This window comes from Serratia sp. N21D137, from assembly GCF_047530005.1.
In the GTDB taxonomy this organism is placed as follows: Bacteria; Pseudomonadota; Gammaproteobacteria; order Enterobacterales; family Enterobacteriaceae; genus Chania; species Chania fonticola_B.
In genome coordinates, this window is sequence record NZ_JBLJAJ010000014.1 from 1 (window position 1) to 19407 (window position 19407).

Genomic DNA, 19407 nt, shown 5'->3' on the forward strand with positions numbered 1-19407 from the left:
GACTTGATATTTTTTTGCTACCGAAGTAGCTGGATATCGTCTTGTGAGTGCCCACACAGATTGTCTGATAAATTGTTAAAGAGCAGTGAGTTACGCGCTTTCGCTTGCTAACTCGAGGTGGCGTATATTACGCTTTCCTCTTTCAGAGTCAACCTTAATTTCAGGTTTTTTCTCTGCGCCCCCCGGAGACTCTGTGAAGTTGTTCACATGTTCCGTGTCGATGGAGGCGCATTATAGGGAGCTGGTTCAGAATGACAAGGGATAATATGCACTTTTCTTCCGACCGCTCACTATTCATGCATAACGCTGCTTAAACCCGCTTTTTAATCGCTGCCGGCAGCTCTTGCAGGCTGTTTAGTACCCAATCCGCCGCTTTCTCACCTTCTTCAGTCACTGGCTTGCCGGTGCGCACCAACACTTTAGTGCCTACCCCTGCAGCTGCGGCCGCCTGCATATCCTCGATTTTGTCGCCAACCATATAAGAAGCGGCCAAATCGATGTTCAGTTCTTTCTGCGCCTGCAACAACATGCCCGGCTGCGGTTTGCGGCAATCACAAACCTGGCGATACTCTTCTATTACTGCTTCGGGATGATGTGGGCAGAAATAGATGCCGTCCAGATCGACGTCGCGGTCAGCCATCGACCAGTCCATCCATTCTGTCAGACGCATAAACTGGTCTTCGCTGAATTTACCACGGGCAATGCCAGACTGGTTGGTGACCAGCACCAGTGCGAAGCCCATACTTTTCAGTTCACGGCAGGCGTCAATCACGCCATCGATAAACTGGAAATCATCTATTTCATGGACGTAGCCATGATCGATATTAATCGTGCCGTCACGATCTAAGAAAATTGCTGGAACGCGTTGTGTCACCGGTATGCTCCTGAAAGCCTGAAAACCGCCACAGTATCGCATGTTTTCGCCGAGACTGAGAATGATGAAGAATAGCGTTAACGTTGACTTGGACGTCTAGACGCCTTAACATCTGATCCAGACCTTGGCGCTGATCAAGGTCTCTCTTTATTAGGCCACGGCAACCAAGCTAAAAATAAGAAGAATATGATTAAACTTTCCAACATCACCAAAGTGTTCCAGCAGGGGTCGCGTTCCATTAGCGCACTCTCTGACGTGACTCTTCACGTTCCTGCCGGACAGATTTATGGCGTCATCGGTGCCTCAGGCGCCGGTAAGAGTACGCTGATCCGCTGCGCCAACATGCTTGAGCGCCCAACGTCAGGTACCGTTCTGGTTGATGGCCAGGATCTGACCTCCCTGTCTGAAGGTGAGCTGACGCGCGCACGCCGCCAGATTGGCATGATCTTCCAACACTTTAACCTGCTTTCTTCACGTACGGTCTTCGGTAACGTTGCCCTGCCGTTGGAGCTGGACAACACCCCACGCGCGGAAATCAAAAAACGCGTGGTCGAACTGCTGGAGCTGGTTGGTCTGTCGGATAAGCACGATGCCTACCCTGCCAATCTGTCAGGCGGCCAAAAGCAGCGTGTGGCCATCGCCCGTGCGCTGGCTAGCAATCCTAAAGTGCTGTTGTGCGACGAAGCGACCAGTGCGCTGGACCCTGCCACCACCCGCTCCATTCTTGAACTGCTGAAAGATATCAACCGCCGTCTGGGGCTGACCATCCTGCTGATCACCCATGAAATGGACGTAGTGAAACGTATCTGCGATCAGGTCGCGGTTATCAGCCAAGGTCAATTGATTGAGAAAGATAGCGTTAGCGAAGTGTTCTCCCATCCCAAGACGCCGCTGGCACAGCAGTTTATCCAGGCTACGCTGCATCTGGATATTCCGGATGATTATGCCGCACGTCTGGTACCTGAGCGTACCGGAGGCCGTCAACCGCTGTTACGCCTGGAGTTTACCGGCCGCTCGGTCGATGCACCGTTACTGTCAGAAGCGGCTCGTCGCTTTAACGTGAACAACAATATTATCAGCGCACAGATGGATTACGCTGGCGGCGTAAAGTTCGGCGTGATGCTGGCTGAACTGCACGGCTCCGATGAAGATGCACAGGCAACGATTAAGTTCCTACAAGAAAATCAGGTAAAAGTAGAGGTTCTGGGTTATGTCTGAGGCAATGATGTGGTTAATGGCGCGTGGCGTGTGGGAAACCGTTACGATGACCTTTGTCTCCGGCTTCTTTGGCTTTGTTCTTGGCTTACCGGTTGGCGTACTGTTATATGTGACCCGCCCTGGACAAATCATTGCCAACAATACCGTCTATAAGGTGTTGTCCGGGTTGGTGAACATTTTCCGTTCCATCCCGTTCATTATCCTGCTGGTCTGGATGATCCCGTTCACTCGCATGATCGTTGGCACCTCTATCGGTTTGCAGGCAGCTATCGTTCCACTGACCGTGGGCGCCGCTCCCTTTATTGCCCGTATGGTAGAAAACGCCCTGTTGGAAATTCCGTCAGGTCTGGTTGAAGCTGCTCGTGCCATGGGTGCGACCCCAATGCAAATCATCACCAAAGTGCTGCTGCCTGAAGCGCTGCCAGGTTTGGTGAATGCCGCTACCATCACGCTGATCACCCTGGTGGGCTATTCTGCAATGGGCGGTGCCGTCGGTGCCGGTGGCTTAGGTCAAATTGGTTATCAGTATGGTTATATTGGTTATAACGCTACCGTGATGAATACGGTATTAATATTACTGGTGGTGCTGGTGTATCTGATCCAGTTTGGTGGCGACCGTATCGTGAAGGCCGTTACCCACAAATAGTTTTACCCACGCGCTGACATCTACTCGATAGCTTTGCTGCATCTGGCAGGATAAAGAGTAAGGCGTATTTCATATGCGAGTCTAATTGAGGAAGGGATATGTCGTTAAAGTTTAAATCCATCGTAACAATCGGCGCACTGATCGGTACTCTGGCTCTGGCCGGTTGTGGCCAGGATGAAAAAGATCCAAACCATATCAAAGTGGGTGTTATTGTTGGTGCTGAACAGCAAGTAGCTGAAGTGGCACAAAAAGTAGCAAAAGATAAGTATGGCCTGGACGTTGAGCTGGTCACCTTCAACGACTACGTGTTGCCAAACGAAGCCCTGAGCAAAGGCGATATCGATGTCAACGCCTTCCAGCACAAGCCTTACCTGGATCAGCAGATCAAGGATCGTGGTTATAAGCTGGTTACGGTGGGTAACACCTTCGTGTACCCGATCGCCGGTTACTCCAAAAAGATCAAATCCATTGATGAGCTGCAAGATGGTTCACAGGTAGCACTGCCTAACGATCCCACCAACCTGGGCCGTTCACTGTTGCTGCTGCAAAAACAGGGTCTGATCAAGCTGAAAGACGGTGTTGGCCTGCTGCCAACCGTGCTGGATGTGACCGAGAACCCGAAAAACCTGAAGCTGGTTGAACTGGAAGCACCACAGCTGCCACGTTCACTGGACGATCAGCAAATCGCTCTGGCCATCATCAACACCACTTACGCCAGCCAGATTGGTTTGACGCCAGCCAAAGACGGTCTGTTTGTTGAAGATAAAGACTCACCTTACGTCAACATCATGGTTGCCCGTGAAGATAACAAAGACGCGGAAAACGTGAAGAAATTCGTTCAGGCTTACCAGTCTGACGAAGTTAACGAAGCAGCCAACAAGATCTTTAACGGTGGCGCAGTAAAAGGCTGGTAATCATTCCTTAGCCATTTTATTCCGATAATTGCAAGACGGGCTACGGCCCGTCTTGTTATTTGTGCCAGAGATTGCTTCAATAGCGCCACTTTGATTATAAAATGGCAGGGACTCTCAATGCGTGTTTTACCTCTCTGTTTGTTAGCGCTCGCGCTGACTGGATGCTCAACGCAGCACACGGCTCCATCCACAACAAACAGCACAACAACTACGGCCGCTCCCGCTCCGGTAAAAGCCCCCCCAGCAGCCCGCCCGGCCCCGGTAAAACTGTACAAGAGTGCAGAAGAACTGGTCGGCAAACCTTTCCGCGATTTAGGTGAGGTTTCTGGCGAATCCTGTCAGACCACGGTTCAGGACTCTCCGCCAAATCTGAATACCGCACGTAAGCGTATGCAGACCCGAGCCTCCTACATGAAGGCCAATGCGGTGCTACTGCATGACTGTCAGATTGTCAGCGGCGTCGCCGGTTGTTACCAGCAGGCCATCTGTCAAGGCTCTGCGCTTAACGTCTCAGCCAAATGACCGAATTTGTTTTTGAGCAGATCGGCACCATCCGTTCTCCGTATAAAGAGAAATTCGCGGTTCCCCGTCAGCCAGGGCTAGTTGAAGACGGCGGCGGTGAACTGGTGCTGTTGCCGCCTTACAATCAGCCCGAAGCGGTACGTGGCCTCAGCGAGTTCAGCCATCTGTGGGTGATGTTTGTGTTTCATCAAACCATGGAAGGAGGCTGGCGTCCTACCGTGCGGCCTCCTCGTCTGGGCGGCAATGCGCGTATGGGCGTGTTCGCCACCCGTTCGACCTTTCGCCCAAACCCGTTGGGTATGTCCTTGATCGAACTGAAAGGCATACGGACTCAAGGGGGCGAGGTGGTACTGGAGCTGGGCAGCCTGGATTTGGTTGACGGTACGCCGGTGGTCGATATCAAACCTTATTTGCCGTTTGCCGAAAGCCATCCGCAAGCGCGGGCCGGGTTTGCTCAGGCGGCTCCGGCCGGTGATATGCCGGTGTATTTCTCGCCCGAAGCGGAACAACAGCTGCAGCAACATGTGCGGCGCTACCCCAACCTGCGCCGTTTTATCACTCAGGTTCTGGCGCAAGATCCTCGCCCCGCCTATCGAAAAGAAGAAGCCAGCGGGCGCGAATATGCGGTATGGTTGTTGGAGTTCAACGTGCGCTGGCGGATCGTTGATAGTCAAAGCGAAGTGTTGTCGCTCGACGCCCGTTAAAATTCCGCCCGCTCTCTTTTGACAACCGGCTTGCGCTGGTAAACTAAGCCACTTTTGAAAATTTTGGCGGCCAACCCTGGCAGCCCGATGCAATTTGCAGTTCTAACGGAACCAAAACACCATGCGTACAAGCCAATATCTGCTCTCCACACTGAAGGAGACACCTGCCGACGCCGAAGTGATCAGCCACCAGCTGATGCTACGCGCCGGGATGATCCGCAAGCTGGCCTCCGGTCTTTACACCTGGTTGCCGACCGGCCTGCGCGTTCTGAAGAAGGTTGAAAACATCGTTCGCGAAGAAATGAACAATGCTAACGCGATCGAAGTTTCCATGCCGGTCGTTCAGCCCGCAGACCTCTGGCTGGAAAGCGGCCGCTGGGAGCAGTATGGCCCGGAATTGCTGCGCTTTGTCGATCGCGGCGAACGTCCGTTTGTACTTGGTCCAACCCATGAAGAAGTGATCACCGATCTGATCCGCAACGAAATCAGCTCCTACAAGCAGCTGCCGCTGAACTTCTTCCAGATCCAGACCAAATTCCGTGACGAGGTTCGCCCACGTTTTGGCGTAATGCGTTCGCGTGAATTCCTGATGAAGGACGCTTATTCCTTCCACACCACCCAGGAATCCTTGCAGGTCACCTACGACGCAATGTACGAGGCCTACAGCAAGATCTTCAACCGCATGGGCTTGGATTTCCGTCCGGTGCTGGCCGATACCGGTTCTATCGGCGGTAGCGCTTCACATGAGTTCCAGGTGCTGGCAGACAGCGGCGAAGACGATATCGTGTTCTCAACCGGTTCCGACTATGCTGCCAACATCGAGCTGGCCGAAGCGGTTGCCCCTGCTCAGCCACGTGCTGCGGCAACCGAAGAACTGCGCATAATCGATACGCCGAACGCCAAAACCATCGCCGAGCTGGTAGAGCAATTCCAACTGCCAGTAGAGAAAACGGTGAAAACCTTGATGGTGCACGCCCGTGAAGAGAGTGGCCACAAGCTGGTTGCCCTGCTGGTGCGCGGCGATCACGAGCTGAATGAAATCAAGGCCGAGAAACTGCCACAGGTCGCGGCTCCACTGACTTTCGCCACGGAAGAAGAAATCCGTGCAATCGTCGGCGCAGGCCCTGGCTCCCTTGGTCCAGTCAACCTGCCGATCCCTGTGGTTGTCGATCGCAGCGTAGCGGCCATGAGTGACTTTGGCGCGGGTGCTAACATCGATGGCAAACACTACTTTGGCATCAACTGGGAGCGTGATCTGCCGCTGCCACAGAGCGCCGATATCCGTAACGTGGTGGAAGGCGATGCCAGTCCAGATGGTAAAGGTACGCTGCTGATCAAGCGCGGTATCGAAGTGGGCCACATCTTCCAACTGGGTACCAAGTACTCGGAAGCGATGAAAGCCACCGTACAGGGTGAAGATGGCCGTAATCAGGTGCTGACCATGGGTTGCTACGGCATCGGTGTGACGCGCGTGGTAGCTGCTGCCATCGAACAGAATCACGATGACCGTGGCATTATCTGGCCAGACGCGATTGCCCCGTTCCAGGTAGCTATTCTGCCAATGAACATGCACAAATCATTCCGCGTGCAGGCTCTGGCTGAGGAACTGTACGATACCCTGCGTTCGCATGGCATCGACGTGATCCTCGACGATCGTAAAGAGCGCCCAGGCGTGATGTTTGCCGATATGGAACTGATCGGCGTGCCTCACTCCATCGTGATTGGCGATCGTAACCTCGACAGCGAAGAGATTGAGTATAAAAATCGCCGTGTTGGCGAGAAGCAGATGATCAAAACCAGCGAAATCGTTGATTTCCTGCTGGGCCAGATCCAACGTTAATTGATAGACCAAGCCCCCCAGATGGGGGGCTTTATTAATGGATATTGTTGTTAAAGGATTAACTTATGCCATTACGCAGCCCCTCGGCTACCTGCCTGTATGCTTTGCTTTCGGTGTTTTTGACCGGTTGCACGATGAACGTAGGCATATCCGACCGTGAAAAACACTCCATCAATCCCGTCAACGTTCAGTTCCAATCGTTAAGCTCCGCCCCAGGAAAAACGCTGCGCGAAATCAATCAGGCCGACCTGCAAGAGGGTGACCTGCTGTTCTCCTCAACGATTGGTTTGAAATCACTCGGGATCCGTATCTTGAGTACTTCGTCAGTCAGCCATGTTGCCGTGTATATTGGTGAAGGCCAGGTTGCCGAAGCGGTAGGGGAAGGCGTGCAGATTATCAGCCTGAAAGACGCACTGACCCATAGCGACAAGATGTTTGCTTTGCGCATCCCCGATCTGACACCGGAGCAGGCTAGCCAGATCCGCCAATTCGCCAGCCAAAAGGCCGGCAGCCGGTATAACTATCTGGGTATTGCCGAGATGGTGCCCTTTATGATGACCAAGCAACTGTGTTCACTGAACCCCTTCTCTGCCGATTTCCGCCAGCAATGTGTACAAGGCTTGGCCGCAGCCCAGCTCAAGGCACCGACCGGCACAGAGTCGTCCTATTTTTGTTCGGAGTTTGTGATTGCCGCGTTTGAAAACGCCGGGCATCCGTTGACGTTGGCCGCTCCTGGCTGGGTCAGCCCGGGCGATTTACTGCATATGCGCGAAGGGGATATTGCCACGCTGGCACCTAGCAAAGCGCTGGTTTACGTTGGTCATATCAAGCCGGGGATCTATTTACGTTCCCGGGCGTTAGCTAAAAACCAGCCCACACTGACATCTGCAACGGACAACAATAACGACCCCATCATCAAATGATGAGGCCATAATTCGTTGATTAATTAGCGCAGCTCTTGTTATTGTCGAAAGCGATCTTGCCACCCGGCTCCGGGATCAGCGCTTTTTGCATCTGCCCTTCCTCCATGGAAGGCTGCACGCTGAAATGCCCGTTCAACATCAGGAATACCGGTTCGCCCGGCGCCCGTTGAGCTTTCAGATAGCCCTGCTCCAGCGCGATATTATTCGCTACCGGGAAGGTTTTGCCGGTGGCACAATCCTGGAATACCGCCGCGTCGGCCATATAGGTATACAACCCGGTCAACGGCATCGGCGTTTTCGGCAAGGCTTTGGTCACCGGCGACAGCACATAATTAAGCTGAGAGACAATCGGTGCTCCACTGCGGTCCAGCATTCTCAATTGCTTGCCTTCCGGATGGAAATAACGTTTTTCACCATTGCTCTCGGTCAGCACCAGCTTGTCTGCCGTACGCGCCCATGTGCCGTAGCTGGCAAAGGTTCGATCGCCATCATTAGCGCCGCGATAGGTTTCCTGCAAAACAAAGGTGCCGTCCTCATCGAGGAACAGCGAAGTGTCCAACCCAGTACAATCCGCACAAGGCAATAAGCCCTGATAGCTCTGCTGCATCGGCTGAAGCGCTTGTTCTTTTGGCTGGTATTGATTGTTACATCCCAGCAATGAAAGGGCTCCTGCCGCTAAAAACAGGGCGATAGTTATTTGCTTCAAGTTATTCTCCTGTTGTCATCCATTGATATCCACGGCGTAGGTTAAGGCTGAACCTTGCCGCGCAGTGCCTTGGTGGCACCTTTGCGCACCTTGCCTTCAAGACGGCGTAATTTGGCCCCTTTGCTGGGTTTGGTTGCCCTGCGCGTCTTTTCGACCACCATCGCCTGCTGGATCAGCGCCACCAGCCGGGCCAGTGCCGCTTCACGATTCATTTCCTGGCTGCGATATTCCTGCGCTTTGATAATCACCACCCCTTCACCGGTCACTAAATGATGATTAAGCGCCAGCAGCCGTTCTTTATAGTACTCTGGCAGGCTGGACGCCCGGATGTCAAAGCGCAAATGGATCGCCGTTGAGGTTTTGTTCACATGCTGGCCACCCGCACCCTGCGCGCGGATCGCCGTTAATTCTATTTCGTTGTCCGGTATGGCTACGTTTCTTGACAGTTCCAGCACCGGTTATACCTGCGCCTGCTGCCATTCGGCAAATTGAATTTCCAGACTATTCTGAAGGTCTGACAGCCAGATGGTACCTTCCTGCAGCGTGGCCTGTAGCGTCATATTGCGGCTGGCTAACGCGGTCAAGCGGGACAGTTGTTCATCATCGAGAAAGCGAATGCTCAAGTTCTTGTGGTTGGCAACTTTGCTCTGCATAGACTGCCACCAGACATGCCCGGCGCGATCGCCATAGGCGTAAAGCACCACCCGAGGTGACTGATTGCAGGCTTTCTTGATGCGTTTCTCGTCCGGCAGCCCCAGCTCTATCCACATCTCCAGCCCGTTATGGTCGTTGCGCCGCCAGATTTCCGGCTCGTCTTCCGCACTCAGGCCTTTGGTAAACACCAGGCGTTCATCGGCATGGCAGATCCAGGCCAGCAGGCGCAGCATCATGCGCTGTTCGGTTTCTGAAGGATGCTGGGCCAGGGTGAGTGTGGTATCAAAGTAAAAGTGACGGTCCATATCAGCGATATTGAGCGTGGCTTTGTAAATTGTTGCTTTCAGCGCCATGGGTAACCTCTTTATTAACAGGCCACATTGTACTTGATCAGGGCAGCCCGCAGCCAGCACGGGGAGCGCCAGAAGTGGACTAATGCCCAAAAAGAGGAGCTAATAACTCCCTAACACCTGTGCTATAGTCCTTTAGATAGGATTTAACCCCGAGTGTCTGTGCCTTGTTGCAGCCTGCGTGGCAATAATGCAGAGATCCTAAAGGGAGGCCATTGTGCAACAATACTGTGAGTTAGTACGACGTTTTTACGCTCAGATCGGCAGTGGAGATCTAGGCTACGTGCCGGATGCACTAGCATGTGTGTTAAAGGCATTGGACGAGGTTGCCGCGAATAGCGAGCTACCGTCCTCCGTTAGGGAACAGGCGGCATTTGCCGCCGCTAACTTATTGGTGAGCGACCATGTTGATGAATGATGAGTACCAATCCATCAATTGCGATGACTATGAAAGCCTGGAACTCGCCTGTCAGCATAACTACATTCTGAAGCTAGAGTTACGCGACGGAGAGAAGTTCGAAGGCATTGCCACCGAGTTGAAATTTACCAAGGGCGTTGAGTACCTGATTGTCGATCAGGCCGGTAGTGCTCTCAGCTTGCGTCTGGATCACATCCTCAGTTTCAGTCATCCGGAAATCGGTACCGTGGTTGTCAGCCTGTCAGACTGACTTTGCGGTAACGCCATCTCCACAGGGCAGCCCACGGGCTGCCCTCGTCATTTAAGGCTTCAGGCTGGCGTAATAGGCCGCCAGGTCGGCAATATCCTCATCCGACAGACCCGAGACATAGGCCTTCATCACTTCAGCCTGCCCGCCAGAGCGATCTCCTTTCTTGTAAGCTTGCAAAGAGTGCTCGAGGTACATCTGATTCTGCCCGGCCAGGTTCGGATACATTGGTACCGAAACCTTGCCTTCCGCGCCGTGGCAAGCCATGCAGCTGGCCGATTTATTCTTCCCTGCCGCCGCATCACCCGCCGCCATGGCGGAAAAACTCAGCACGCTGGCCATCACTACCATCAAGCTCACCAATTTCATTACCCACTCCTCACAGCAGATTGTTATTATTTTTTTTCCAGCCAAGCCGCCAGGCCGGTTGCCCCGCAGACGCTTGCCCTTCCTCAGTAATAAATACGCCCACGGCAGCGATTAACTGCTCATCATAGTAGAGCAACGGGATACGTTCACGCTGCCACGGTGGAATAGCCAACTCTTGCCACAGTTTTTTTATCGGACGTGAACCGGCACGGCCAACAATCCGCGCCCTGCCCTTGGCGGTAAAGCGCACGCTGACCGACTCATGCTCTGAAGGAGCCCGTACCTGGCATTCACCTACTCCCACGTACAGAGTACCCAGCTCGTCGGGTAACACCAGTGGAGCCTCGTCAGGCCAGGGCAATTGTGTGCCTCTCAGATCAGCCATCAGCGGTAGCAGGTACAAGCGCTGACGAAAACGGCGGATCTGGTAGTTCCCGAGTTGCAACTGTGGTTCGGCATCTTCCCGGCTTAACGCTACTTCCTGCCATAGCCGATGCAAGCCATCTCGCGCGGGCATGGTGACGCCAAACAGCCCAATCCAGCGCCGTAGCAAAGCATAGCGCCTGGCCGCAGAACAGGTAGCCAATTCGGCGATAGCAAGCGAGTTTTCGCCATCCAGCAGTTGGGCCAATTGCTCGGCCAGCAGCTCATTCAGCAGTTGCTCCTGCTCGGCACATAATTCAGCGCTGCGGGCGGTGGCGGCAGCAAAATGAGGCCAACGTTGATTCACTATCGGCAGAACGTTCAGACGTAAGAAGTTGCGATCGAAGCGGGGATCCTGATTGCTGTCATCCTCGATCCACTGCAGTTGATGTTGGTGTGCGTAGGCCTCCAACTGCTGGCGCGAGATCCCCAACAGCGGCCGTAACAAGAGATTGTTCCCCAAACGGGTTTGTGCCGCCATGGCAGACAGCCCCGCAGGGCCGCTGCCCCGTTTTAAGGCCAGCAAGAAGGTTTCACATTGATCGTCAAGATGCTGCGCCGTCAGCAAAGTCTCGTCTGTGGTCAACGTTTCTGCGAAGGCGGCGTAGCGGGCCAAACGGGCAGCGGCTTCAATGCCCCCTGGCCGTCCCTCAAGCTGCACATGTTGCACCACCAGCGGCACCTGCCAGCGTTCGCATTGCTGCTGGCAATGGGCCACCCAATCGTCGGCAAAACGGCTCAGGCCATGGTGGACATGCACCGCGCGCAGGGCAATGTCCGGTTGCTGCTGGCGCAACAGCATCAGCAGATGCAACAGCACGCTGGAATCCAGGCCGCCGCTGAACGCCAGCAGCAGTTGGCGCTCAGCCCCTAGATGGTCGGCAATCTGTGTCAGGAGGTGGTGGGTCTTCATCAATTGAGCTTAGTGACATCTACATAGCTGCACGTTAACCAGCCCACCGCCATCAATCAAGCATTAACCGCGCTATCATTGCGCCGAGTCATTCCCCACCACAGTCCCAGAGCCGCCAGCACCAAGGCGGCGCAGCCTGCGGCTCCCCAGCCTATCTGGGTGAAAACCTTGCCATAAGCTTCGATCATCGCATTACCCAGTTGGCTTTCGGTGGTCTGGTTGGCAATCAGGCCCGCGAGATAATTAGCCACCGAGCCGGTCGCCAGCATATAAATACCGGTCAACACGCCGGTGACGCCAGGAATATCCAACCGGGTGATTTGGGCCATCGCCACCGGATCGATAAACAGTTCGGCAAATCCCATCACCGCCAGCCCGGCCACCATCATCCCCATCGAGGCCTGGCCATGCAGTTCCCCCCAGCGCGCATTTAGCGCCATCAGCATAAAGCCCACCGCAATCAACAGCAGGCCAAAGGCAAACTTGCACCAAATGCGCACCGTCTGAGCGTTTCCCTGGCTGCTACGCATCAGCCAGGCCAGCAGTACGCCGCCCAGCATGACCGCAAAGGCGTTTACCGACTGGAACAGCGCCGTAGGTACCGACCAGGAGAACCATTGCCGGTCGACAAAGTGATCGATAAACAGGCTGATCGAACTGCCGCCCTGTTGGGCAAAGGCCCAAAACAGCGTCCCCAGCAGCATCAAGATGATGATTTGCCATAACGCCCGCCGTTGTTCACCGCTCACCCGCCAGAGGATACGCATGACGATCATCACCGCAGCGGCGCACACTACGCCAAGCAGATAGCCGGCCCAGTTGTGAATAAACAACAGCGCGAAAAACAGCGGAGCACACAGCACCCCAGCCACCAGCCAGAACCAATGCGGCAAGCGTAGCGTGGTGGCCTGTATCAGCGGGATATTCACCCCGCGCGTATGCCGAAAATGTTTACTTCCCGACAGGAAGATCATCAGCCCGGCAAACATCCCTATTCCCGCCAGCGCAAAGCCGACGTGCCAGCCATAACGTTCAGCGGCCAACCCACAGGCGATCGGAGCCAGGATAGAGCCAACGTTCCCCGCCGCATACAGCAGAGAAAACCCGCCTTCCCGCCGTGGATCCTGCGCCTGATACAGCTCTCCCAGCAGGCAGCTGATATTGGATTTAAACAGGCCGTAGCCGCAGATGATTATGCCCAGCGCCAGGTAAAGAGAGTTGGCAGAGACCGAACCCAGCCCCAATACGATATGGCCCACGGTCATCAAGGCCGCCCCGGCAATCACCGAGACGCGGTTACCCAACAGGCGATCGGCCAGCAGGCCGCCCAGAATGGGGGTGACATAAACCAAAGAGGCATAAGCGCTGAAAAGGGTGATGGCGTGGCTATCGGAGTAGCCTAACTGGTGGGTCAGATAGAGGATCAGTAACGCGCGCATGCCGTAAAAACTAAAATACTCCCAGATTTGGATTGCAACGACATAGTAGATAGCGCGCGGCTGTGAGGGTGTTTTCATGGTGTACTCCCATCAGGATAAGCAAGGGGAAAGCGTCTGTGCTTTCCCCTGTGATGCCATTATTCCGCTTTCAACACTTTCACCGTGTAGCGGCCATCCGGCTGGCGGTACGCCCCGTGAATATCGGTCTCAAAGCCCGGATAATGCGCGCCGATTTCACACAGCATTTGCAGGAACTCCAGCACCGGGCGGCTTTCTTCGGTCAGCATTTCCCCCGGCATCACCAACGGCACGCCTGGAGGATAAGGCAGGATCATATTGGCATTGACCTTGCCGACCATATCCTCCAGATAGACTTCCTCCACTTCGCCGTGCAGCTCTTTCTGGAAGGCGTGGTAAGGGTTCATCACCATGGTTGGCAGCACTTCAAACGCACGGTACATCAGGTCCGGCAGGTTGTGATGCTCGACCAGGCGATGGATGTTCTGCGCCAGATCCTGGATGCGCATGTTTTCATAGAACTCAGGCGCTTCCTGATACAGCGATGGCAGCATGTTTTTCACCCGCAGGTTCAAATCGAACGAGCGTTTGAAATCGGTCATCGCGCGCAGTAGGCTCAACGCTTTGGTTTTATCGATACCAATGCTGAACAGGAACAGCAGGTTGTACGGGCCGGTTTTCTCCACGATGATGCCGCGCTCATCCAGGTATTTGGCTACCAGGCTGGCTGGGATACCGAACGGCTGCATCTCACCTTCTTTGCTCATCCCGGGGGTGAGGATGGTCACCTTGATCGGGTCGAGATACATGTGTTCGTTATCGATGTTTTTGAAGCCGTGCCAGGCGCTGTCGGAACGCAGCGGCCAGCATTCTGGCTCATCGATATGCTCAGGCTGCCAGACGTCAAAGAACCAGCCTTCGGACTCCACTTTCAGCCGTTTGATTTCCTTGCGGAACTTGATGGCACGCTCGATGGAACCGTTAATCATGCGCTTACCGGCGTTGCCCTTCATCATCGCAGCGGCGGTTTCGGTGGACGCCACGATGCCGTAATGAGGCGAGGTAGTGGTGTGCATCATATAGGCTTCGTTAAAGGTCTCTTCGTTGATGTCCCCTTTAACGTGGATCATCGAAGCCTGCGAGAACGCCGCCAGCAGTTTGTGGGTCGACTGGGTTTCATAGATCACCTTACCTTCAACCCGGCCCCCGCTCATACCGCATTTGCCTTTGTAGATCGGATGGAAGTTGGTGTAAGGCACCCAGGCAGAATCAAAGTGGATCGATTTAACGTCCAGAGTCTGTTTGATGAAATCGGTGTTGTAGAGCAGGCCGTCGTAGGTGGAATTGGTGATCACCGCGTGCGCTGGCCAGCTGGCGTTCGGCGTTTCTTTCACCCGCTTGGCGATGGTGGCGCGGCTGAATTCGCTCTGCGGGATACCGCCGAGAATACCGTAGGCATTGCGGGTTGGCCGGAAGTAGATCGGCGTGATGTCACTCATCATCATCAGATGGGTCAATGATTTGTGGCAGTTACGGTCGATCAGCACGGTGCTGCCTGCCGGAGCGGCATACATACCAACAATCTTGTTGGCGGTGGAGGTGCCGTTGGTCACCATGTAGCTGCGTTCGGCATTGAACACGCGGGAAATGTACTCTTCGGCCTCTTTGTGCGGGCCGGAGTGATCCAACAGCGAACCCAGTTCGGAAACCGAAATGGAGATGTCAGACTTCATGGTATTCGGGCCAAAGAAGTCATAGAACAGGCTGCCTACCGGGCTTTTCTGGAAGGCGGTGCCGCCCATATGGCCTGGAGTACAGAAGGTATATTTGCCTTCACGCACGTATTTGAACAGCGCCTTGGTCAGCGGTGGCAGGATGGCATCGATATACTCGTCGGTGTTCTGTTTGATCTTGGCGGCGATATCTTTTGCCGCGCCCAGCGCGTATTCGAAGAAGCGCACCTGCATGCGCAGATCGTTGAGGCTGACATCAAGCGTCGAATAGGTATTGGCAAAGGCATACAGCGGCATATATTCATTGAGCTGGCTGATCTCTTCGCACAGCTCAAGGTTGTATTTGTCCCAGTCGAAAATTACGCCGCACAGGCGGGCATTGTTTTCGATCAGCTTTAATAAATCTTCACGGTCATTAGGGTAGACGATGCGGAAGTCCAGGCTTTCCAGCGCCTGATGCAGTTCGCGGATCGGCTCTTCTTTGAAGTAGACACCCATGTGATTCATGATGGCAATAACGTTCATAATCATTTCTCCAGGCAAAGCGGGCCCCTTCCCGTCGCGGCTGACAGGTCGGAAAGAAAGGGGCTGGGTAAATTCAGTGGGTCAGAGCACGCAATCTCAGTGCGCTTTGGCCGTGGTGCTGTCGTTGACCGCTGCGGCTGCTTTGGCAACCTGGCGGGTATTCATTTTGCGGGCATAGAACATCAGGATGATCAGGCTGACGATAAAGGTGCCGGACAGCTCGAAGGAGTTGGCGCCCATCAGGGCGATAAAGCAGAATCCACAGCCCAGTACCGACGCCACCAGGCTCAGCAGGTTACGCACGTTGACGCCTTCAAAGCGGATCAGGTCAACGCAGGAGTAGAAGTAAGGCAGCATGGTCAGCAGCACCGCGATACCGGTCAGTTCGCCGAACAGGTCGGAAGCCTTGCCACCGCTGGAGTTCATCACGGTGATCAACACCATCAGCGCGGTCATTTTGCAGCTTGCCAACAGCAGGCCCTTCTTCGGAATGCCGTTTTTATCCAGTTCGCCATACACTTTCGGGAAGTTGCCGTCGTTGGCCGCACGCACCCCGGCCTGGCCTACCAGCATCATCCAGGAACCCAACGAGGTCAGGCAGGCAAAGGCGGTGAAGGCGGATACCATCGGAGCGGCCCAGTTACCCATAATGGCGGAAGCGCTGATGGCGAATGGCGCACCGCTGGCGGCCATTTGCGCCGCTGGGAACATCCCGCTCATCACCTGAGTGGCGGCAATGTAGATAATCCCAGCCAGGCCGGTACCCAGCATGGTAGCCAGTGGTACGGTACGTTTAGGGTTTTTTACCATCCCGGTGCTTACGGCGGCGGATTCAACGCCGATAAACGCCCACAGGCAGAGCAGGATACTTTTCACCACGGCATGGCTGTCGGTGGTACCCGAGGTATTCCAGTTGGCTTGATAGGTGGCAACATCAAACCAGTGCCAACCGGCCACGGCGGTGACCACTACCGGGATCAAGACCAGTACCAGGCCCAGCGTGGTCAAGCGGCTGACCCAGGTGCCCCCCAGCAGATTGACAAAGGTGAATATCCAGACGATGGCGATACAGGCAATCCCGGCCGGTACCGGATTATTCAACGCGGGGAAGAAAGTAGAGAGATAAGAAACGGCGGTAATGCCGATTGCCAGGTTACCGATCCAGTTGGCATGGTAGTAAAGTACGCCAGTCTGGAAACCGAACGCCGGGGAGATTTCCCCCGCATAGGCAATTGGCCCACCCTGCTGCGGGTTTTTGGTCGCCAGGCGGGCGTAAACATAAGCCAATGACATCGCGCCGATGATAGAAATTACCCATCCCCAGATGGCGATAGATCCCAGACTTGCCAGGTTTGCCGGTAATAAGGCAATCCCGCTCCCCATCATATTACCGGCGACGACGCCGGTGCAGGCAATAAGCCCTATTTTCTTGGATGAAGCCATGGTCAGTTTCTCCTGATTATCGATGCTGGTAAGTGCTGAGCATTAAGAGGCGAGATTAATGAACAGACTTGATAATCAGGATGCTAACGATCGGCCAAAATAAAGTCCTAAAGATAAGGTGAAATTACGCTCATGATCTTACAAATGATATCCGGAGGTTTTTGACTCACTTATCAAGAAGGCAGGATAAGCTAAAGAAAAGATAAATATCATTTAAAAACAATAATATAAATTTATAAAATAGCTGTAATCAGTGATGTAACCGGAGGGAGCCATACAGAACGCCGACACGCCGTAAACCCGTCCCTGGGGGCTCGCAATCGCGCATCCCTGCGCTCAACGGTCGGCTAACCTGTATGACTCCCTCCGGTATCAAGCTTTTGGTGTCGCTATATTTATGCCACGGGTCGGTAATGGGGCTATTTTTGGGTGTCGTAATTGTCCAAATAAGGAACAACGGCGGTGACTGAGGTTTGGAATACGCCATTACGGATCCAATGCAGCGTGTTTTCACCGGGGCGAAGGTTGAAAGCCGTAATATAAGAATCCGCAGCCTGATGGTTATGGCCCTGCATTTCGTAGACTTTGCCCAGTAATACATAGTTCAACCATGACATCTGTAGATCGATAGCTTTATTAATGGCGCGATAAGCCTCATCGGTTTTTCCTTGCGACAAGGCATCGACGGTAACTATCTGCTGCAAGATGGGTGAATTTACCAATGCTGGTAACGTCCCCAGCCGGGTAATATCCGTTCGTAGCTGTGCGAGTTCGGCCGCATCAAGGGGTTGGTAGGAGTTACGCAACAAATCCACCAGCACTTTTTCGGCAACGGCATACTCAAAGTCCGGCGAGGCTTTGATTATTGCCTCCAATTGGCTGCTGGCGCGGGTCAGTGAGTCCGCATCTCCCTGTACCAGCAACTGATGTGCCTGATAGAAACGCTGCAGCGCCGGGCCATTTTGCGGCAGCAGCTGCGCCAAACGCTGCGCCAGTTGCTGCGGCCAAGGCTGTTTCAGCGCCGCCGACAGGCTGGCAAGGAAATCCTGCTGAATTTTTAGCTGATTATCGGTGGTAATAAAGTAGCGCTTATCCAGCATGATCGAGCTGTCGGCATTATCCACCAGCCGCACCGACAGGAAGCATTGCTGGGCACGGTAATGGCGTTGGTTAACGAACTCGATATACAGCGACTTGCCGGAGCTGCTCGGCCCGGCAAAGTTATAGTTGGTCTGATCGTGTACCAGAAACGTGGAATAGGTATTCAGCGCGTCGGTAACCAGCTCACTCACGCCAACTACGTAAGAGAGCTGTGGCGTCCAGTTGCTGCAGCTGTTGCCACCCTGTATACGAATATCGATATCACGTGGGTTGAGCAACACCGGCATAGTGGACACCGGTATGCGCTGAGACAGGGTCGCAATGCCAACAAAGGCGACGCAGGCAGACAGCGCCGCCAGGAAAGCCAGCCACACCCAAAAGGGTGAGCGTTGATAAAAACGACCTGCCGCACTAGGTAACAGGGTCTTTGGCTTGGTGGGCGGGCGCGGCGGTATATAGGCGGGAGCCTCTTCCTCGCTGCCATCTTCCGGCTCATGCATTACCACGGCCACCTGGGGTAGCAACGGCGGCGCGTCCTCCCCCTCTTCACACCACATGACCGGTGCCGTTAGTTTATAACCGCGTTTGGGGACGGTGATGATGTATTCGGGGCTGTCTGGATCGCCGTCTTTCAGATATTTGCGCAGTTCGGAAATGCATTGGGTCACCACATGGTTGGTGACGATATTGCGCTTCCAGATGTTATCAATCAGCTCGTCGCGGCTGAGCACCACGTCCGGGTGCTGAGCAAAGTACTGCAACATATCGATCAGGCGCGGTTCCAGCGTCGGTTGACGCCCATCACGGCTTATGCGGTTGTCGGCCGGGGTGATCAGCCACTCCCCGACGCGGAAAACAGGCTCTTGCATGGCGGAAATAACTCTGTGGACACTGAGGGCAAGGGCGCGATGATAGCATAACGACCCATAACTTGGGCCGTTCTCAGCAGATTAAGCATTCATAGTTCATATAATTCGAGCGGTAATCCGTCAGGATCGCTGAAAAAGGTAAAGCGGGATTGGGTATAGGGATCGACCCGAACCGGCTCGCAAACGACCCCTGCCGCCTGTAAATGCGCGATCGATGCCTCGATATCCTCTACGCTGAATGCCAGGTGACGCAGGCCACAGGCTTCCGGGCGGCTCGGCCTGGCTGGAGGGGATGGGAAAGAAAACAGTTCAATGACGTATTGGCCATTCAGCGCCAGATCGGCTTTCCAGGAGTCGCGTTCTTCACGGTAATATTCCGCTAACAGGGTGAACCCCAGGATATCGCAGTAAAAGCGCTTACTGGCGACGTAATCAGAACCAATCACCGCTATATGGTGAACCTGTCGTAATGCCAACATGGATGGACTCCGTAAGTTATTTAGTGACCCCTCACCCCAACCCTCTCCCACAGGGAGAGGGAGCTGATTCAGAGCCGTA

Annotated in this window: 20 protein-coding genes; 9 read left to right on the forward strand and 11 right to left on the reverse strand. The window is 54.3% G+C overall.

Features of this window, described 5'->3' with window-relative positions:
* Nucleotides 1–310 precede the first annotated feature (310 nt).
* Nucleotides 311–874 carry a D-glycero-beta-D-manno-heptose 1,7-bisphosphate 7-phosphatase gene (gene gmhB / locus ACMV5H_RS12815; RefSeq protein ID WP_021179944.1) on the reverse strand — a complete coding sequence of 188 codons (564 nt, stop codon included), beginning with the start codon at nt 872–874 and terminating at the stop codon, nt 311–313.
* Nucleotides 875–1060: 186 nt separating this feature from the next.
* Here gmhB and metN point away from each other — a divergent pair, with 186 nt between their 5' ends.
* From metN to ACMV5H_RS12850, 7 genes are all read left to right on the forward strand, one after another.
* Complete coding sequence (gene metN / locus ACMV5H_RS12820) at nt 1061–2092, forward strand: methionine ABC transporter ATP-binding protein MetN (protein ID WP_021806092.1); 1032 nt, start codon at nt 1061–1063, stop codon at nt 2090–2092.
* Nucleotides 2085–2738, forward strand: a complete 654-nt coding sequence (locus ACMV5H_RS12825; protein WP_021179942.1) for a methionine ABC transporter permease MetI — start codon at nt 2085–2087, stop codon at nt 2736–2738. The genes metN and ACMV5H_RS12825 overlap by 8 nt, the downstream gene beginning before the upstream one ends.
* A 98-nt stretch (nt 2739–2836) precedes the next feature.
* A complete protein-coding gene (locus ACMV5H_RS12830) occupies nt 2837–3652 on the forward strand; it encodes a MetQ/NlpA family lipoprotein (protein ID WP_179253206.1) in 816 nt (271 codons plus the stop codon).
* 117 nt (nt 3653–3769) lie between these two features.
* Nucleotides 3770–4174, forward strand: a complete 405-nt coding sequence (rcsF, locus tag ACMV5H_RS12835; protein WP_037375662.1) for an Rcs stress response system protein RcsF — start codon at nt 3770–3772, stop codon at nt 4172–4174.
* Entirely contained in the window at nt 4171–4878 is a 708-nt protein-coding gene (gene tsaA / locus ACMV5H_RS12840) for a tRNA (N6-threonylcarbamoyladenosine(37)-N6)-methyltransferase TrmO (protein WP_021179939.1), read from the forward strand. The genes rcsF and tsaA overlap by 4 nt, the downstream gene beginning before the upstream one ends.
* A gap of 121 nt (nt 4879–4999) precedes the next feature.
* On the forward strand, nt 5000–6718 hold the full coding sequence (gene proS / locus ACMV5H_RS12845) for a proline--tRNA ligase (protein ID WP_414821936.1): 1719 nt from the start codon (nt 5000–5002) through the stop codon (nt 6716–6718).
* Nucleotides 6719–6783: 65 nt separating this feature from the next.
* The gene (locus tag ACMV5H_RS12850; protein ID WP_414821937.1) at nt 6784–7641 is read left to right on the forward strand and encodes a YaeF family permuted papain-like enzyme; all 858 of its coding nucleotides are present in this window, start codon (nt 6784–6786) and stop codon (nt 7639–7641) included.
* A 19-nt stretch (nt 7642–7660) separates the two neighbouring features.
* Here the strand turns inward: ACMV5H_RS12850 and nlpE are convergent, their stop codons facing one another.
* Genes nlpE through ACMV5H_RS12865 form a run of 3 tightly spaced genes read right to left on the reverse strand, consistent with a single transcriptional unit; the run spans nt 7661 to nt 9354 of the window.
* Nucleotides 7661–8347 carry an envelope stress response activation lipoprotein NlpE gene (gene nlpE, locus ACMV5H_RS12855; protein ID WP_414821938.1) on the reverse strand — a complete coding sequence of 229 codons (687 nt, stop codon included), beginning with the start codon at nt 8345–8347 and terminating at the stop codon, nt 7661–7663.
* Between the two features lie 41 nt (nt 8348–8388).
* On the reverse strand, nt 8389–8802 hold the full coding sequence (gene arfB, locus ACMV5H_RS12860) for an alternative ribosome rescue aminoacyl-tRNA hydrolase ArfB (protein WP_414821939.1): 414 nt from the start codon (nt 8800–8802) through the stop codon (nt 8389–8391).
* Between the two features lie 3 nt (nt 8803–8805).
* A complete protein-coding gene (locus tag ACMV5H_RS12865; protein WP_021806096.1) occupies nt 8806–9354 on the reverse strand; it encodes a YaeQ family protein in 549 nt (182 codons plus the stop codon).
* Between the two features lie 214 nt (nt 9355–9568).
* Here ACMV5H_RS12865 and ACMV5H_RS12870 point away from each other — a divergent pair, with 214 nt between their 5' ends.
* Both ACMV5H_RS12870 and rof read left to right on the forward strand, forming a co-directional pair.
* Nucleotides 9569–9769: a YaeP family protein gene (locus ACMV5H_RS12870; protein ID WP_024529521.1), complete on the forward strand. Its 201-nt coding sequence runs from the start codon at nt 9569–9571 to the stop codon at nt 9767–9769.
* Entirely contained in the window at nt 9762–10019 is a 258-nt protein-coding gene (rof, locus tag ACMV5H_RS12875) for a Rho-binding antiterminator (protein ID WP_223499701.1), read from the forward strand. Before ACMV5H_RS12870 ends, rof begins: the two co-directional genes overlap by 8 nt.
* A 51-nt stretch (nt 10020–10070) precedes the next feature.
* Here the strand turns inward: rof and ACMV5H_RS12880 are convergent, their stop codons facing one another.
* The 7 genes from ACMV5H_RS12880 to ACMV5H_RS12910 form a co-directional block, all read right to left on the reverse strand.
* The gene (locus tag ACMV5H_RS12880) at nt 10071–10385 is read right to left on the reverse strand and encodes a c-type cytochrome (RefSeq protein ID WP_414821940.1); all 315 of its coding nucleotides are present in this window, start codon (nt 10383–10385) and stop codon (nt 10071–10073) included.
* Between the two features lie 10 nt (nt 10386–10395).
* Nucleotides 10396–11721, reverse strand: coding sequence for a tRNA lysidine(34) synthetase TilS (gene tilS / locus ACMV5H_RS12885; RefSeq protein ID WP_414821941.1), 1326 nt, complete (start codon nt 11719–11721; stop codon nt 10396–10398).
* A 56-nt stretch (nt 11722–11777) separates the two neighbouring features.
* Nucleotides 11778–13238 carry a dipeptide permease DtpD gene (dtpD, locus tag ACMV5H_RS12890; RefSeq protein ID WP_094983122.1) on the reverse strand — a complete coding sequence of 487 codons (1461 nt, stop codon included), beginning with the start codon at nt 13236–13238 and terminating at the stop codon, nt 11778–11780.
* Between the two features lie 59 nt (nt 13239–13297).
* Entirely contained in the window at nt 13298–15436 is a 2139-nt protein-coding gene (gene cadA / locus ACMV5H_RS12895; RefSeq protein ID WP_021806099.1) for a lysine decarboxylase CadA, read from the reverse strand.
* Nucleotides 15437–15532: 96 nt separating this feature from the next.
* A complete protein-coding gene (cadB, locus tag ACMV5H_RS12900; RefSeq protein ID WP_021806100.1) occupies nt 15533–16879 on the reverse strand; it encodes a cadaverine/lysine antiporter in 1347 nt (448 codons plus the stop codon).
* Nucleotides 16880–17298: 419 nt separating this feature from the next.
* On the reverse strand, nt 17299–18849 hold the full coding sequence (gene cadC, locus ACMV5H_RS12905; protein ID WP_414821942.1) for a lysine decarboxylation/transport transcriptional activator CadC: 1551 nt from the start codon (nt 18847–18849) through the stop codon (nt 17299–17301).
* A gap of 89 nt (nt 18850–18938) precedes the next feature.
* The gene (locus tag ACMV5H_RS12910) at nt 18939–19328 is read right to left on the reverse strand and encodes a VOC family protein (RefSeq protein ID WP_094983125.1); all 390 of its coding nucleotides are present in this window, start codon (nt 19326–19328) and stop codon (nt 18939–18941) included.
* Nucleotides 19329–19407: the final 79 nt, after the last annotated feature.

Bases quoted from the DNA above. Each gene is read 5' to 3' on its own strand.
- metN (WP_021806092.1), top strand. From the start codon at position 1,061: ATGATTAAACTTTCCAACATCACCAAAGTGTTCCAGCAGGGGTCGCGT.
- ACMV5H_RS12825 (WP_021179942.1), top strand. From the start codon at position 2,085: ATGTCTGAGGCAATGATGTGGTTAATGGCGCGTGGCGTGTGGGAAACC.
- ACMV5H_RS12830 (WP_179253206.1), top strand. From the start codon at position 2,837: ATGTCGTTAAAGTTTAAATCCATCGTAACAATCGGCGCACTGATCGGT.
- rcsF (WP_037375662.1), top strand. From the start codon at position 3,770: ATGCGTGTTTTACCTCTCTGTTTGTTAGCGCTCGCGCTGACTGGATGC.
- tsaA (WP_021179939.1), top strand. From the start codon at position 4,171: ATGACCGAATTTGTTTTTGAGCAGATCGGCACCATCCGTTCTCCGTAT.
- proS (WP_414821936.1), top strand. From the start codon at position 5,000: ATGCGTACAAGCCAATATCTGCTCTCCACACTGAAGGAGACACCTGCC.
- ACMV5H_RS12850 (WP_414821937.1), top strand. From the start codon at position 6,784: ATGCCATTACGCAGCCCCTCGGCTACCTGCCTGTATGCTTTGCTTTCG.
- ACMV5H_RS12865 (WP_021806096.1), bottom strand. From the start codon at position 9,354: ATGGCGCTGAAAGCAACAATTTACAAAGCCACGCTCAATATCGCTGAT.
- rof (WP_223499701.1), top strand. From the start codon at position 9,762: ATGAATGATGAGTACCAATCCATCAATTGCGATGACTATGAAAGCCTG.
- ACMV5H_RS12880 (WP_414821940.1), bottom strand. From the start codon at position 10,385: ATGAAATTGGTGAGCTTGATGGTAGTGATGGCCAGCGTGCTGAGTTTT.
- tilS (WP_414821941.1), bottom strand. From the start codon at position 11,721: ATGAAGACCCACCACCTCCTGACACAGATTGCCGACCATCTAGGGGCT.
- dtpD (WP_094983122.1), bottom strand. From the start codon at position 13,238: ATGAAAACACCCTCACAGCCGCGCGCTATCTACTATGTCGTTGCAATC.
- cadA (WP_021806099.1), bottom strand. From the start codon at position 15,436: ATGAACGTTATTGCCATCATGAATCACATGGGTGTCTACTTCAAAGAA.
- cadB (WP_021806100.1), bottom strand. From the start codon at position 16,879: ATGGCTTCATCCAAGAAAATAGGGCTTATTGCCTGCACCGGCGTCGTC.
- cadC (WP_414821942.1), bottom strand. From the start codon at position 18,849: ATGCAAGAGCCTGTTTTCCGCGTCGGGGAGTGGCTGATCACCCCGGCC.
- ACMV5H_RS12910 (WP_094983125.1), bottom strand. From the start codon at position 19,328: ATGTTGGCATTACGACAGGTTCACCATATAGCGGTGATTGGTTCTGAT.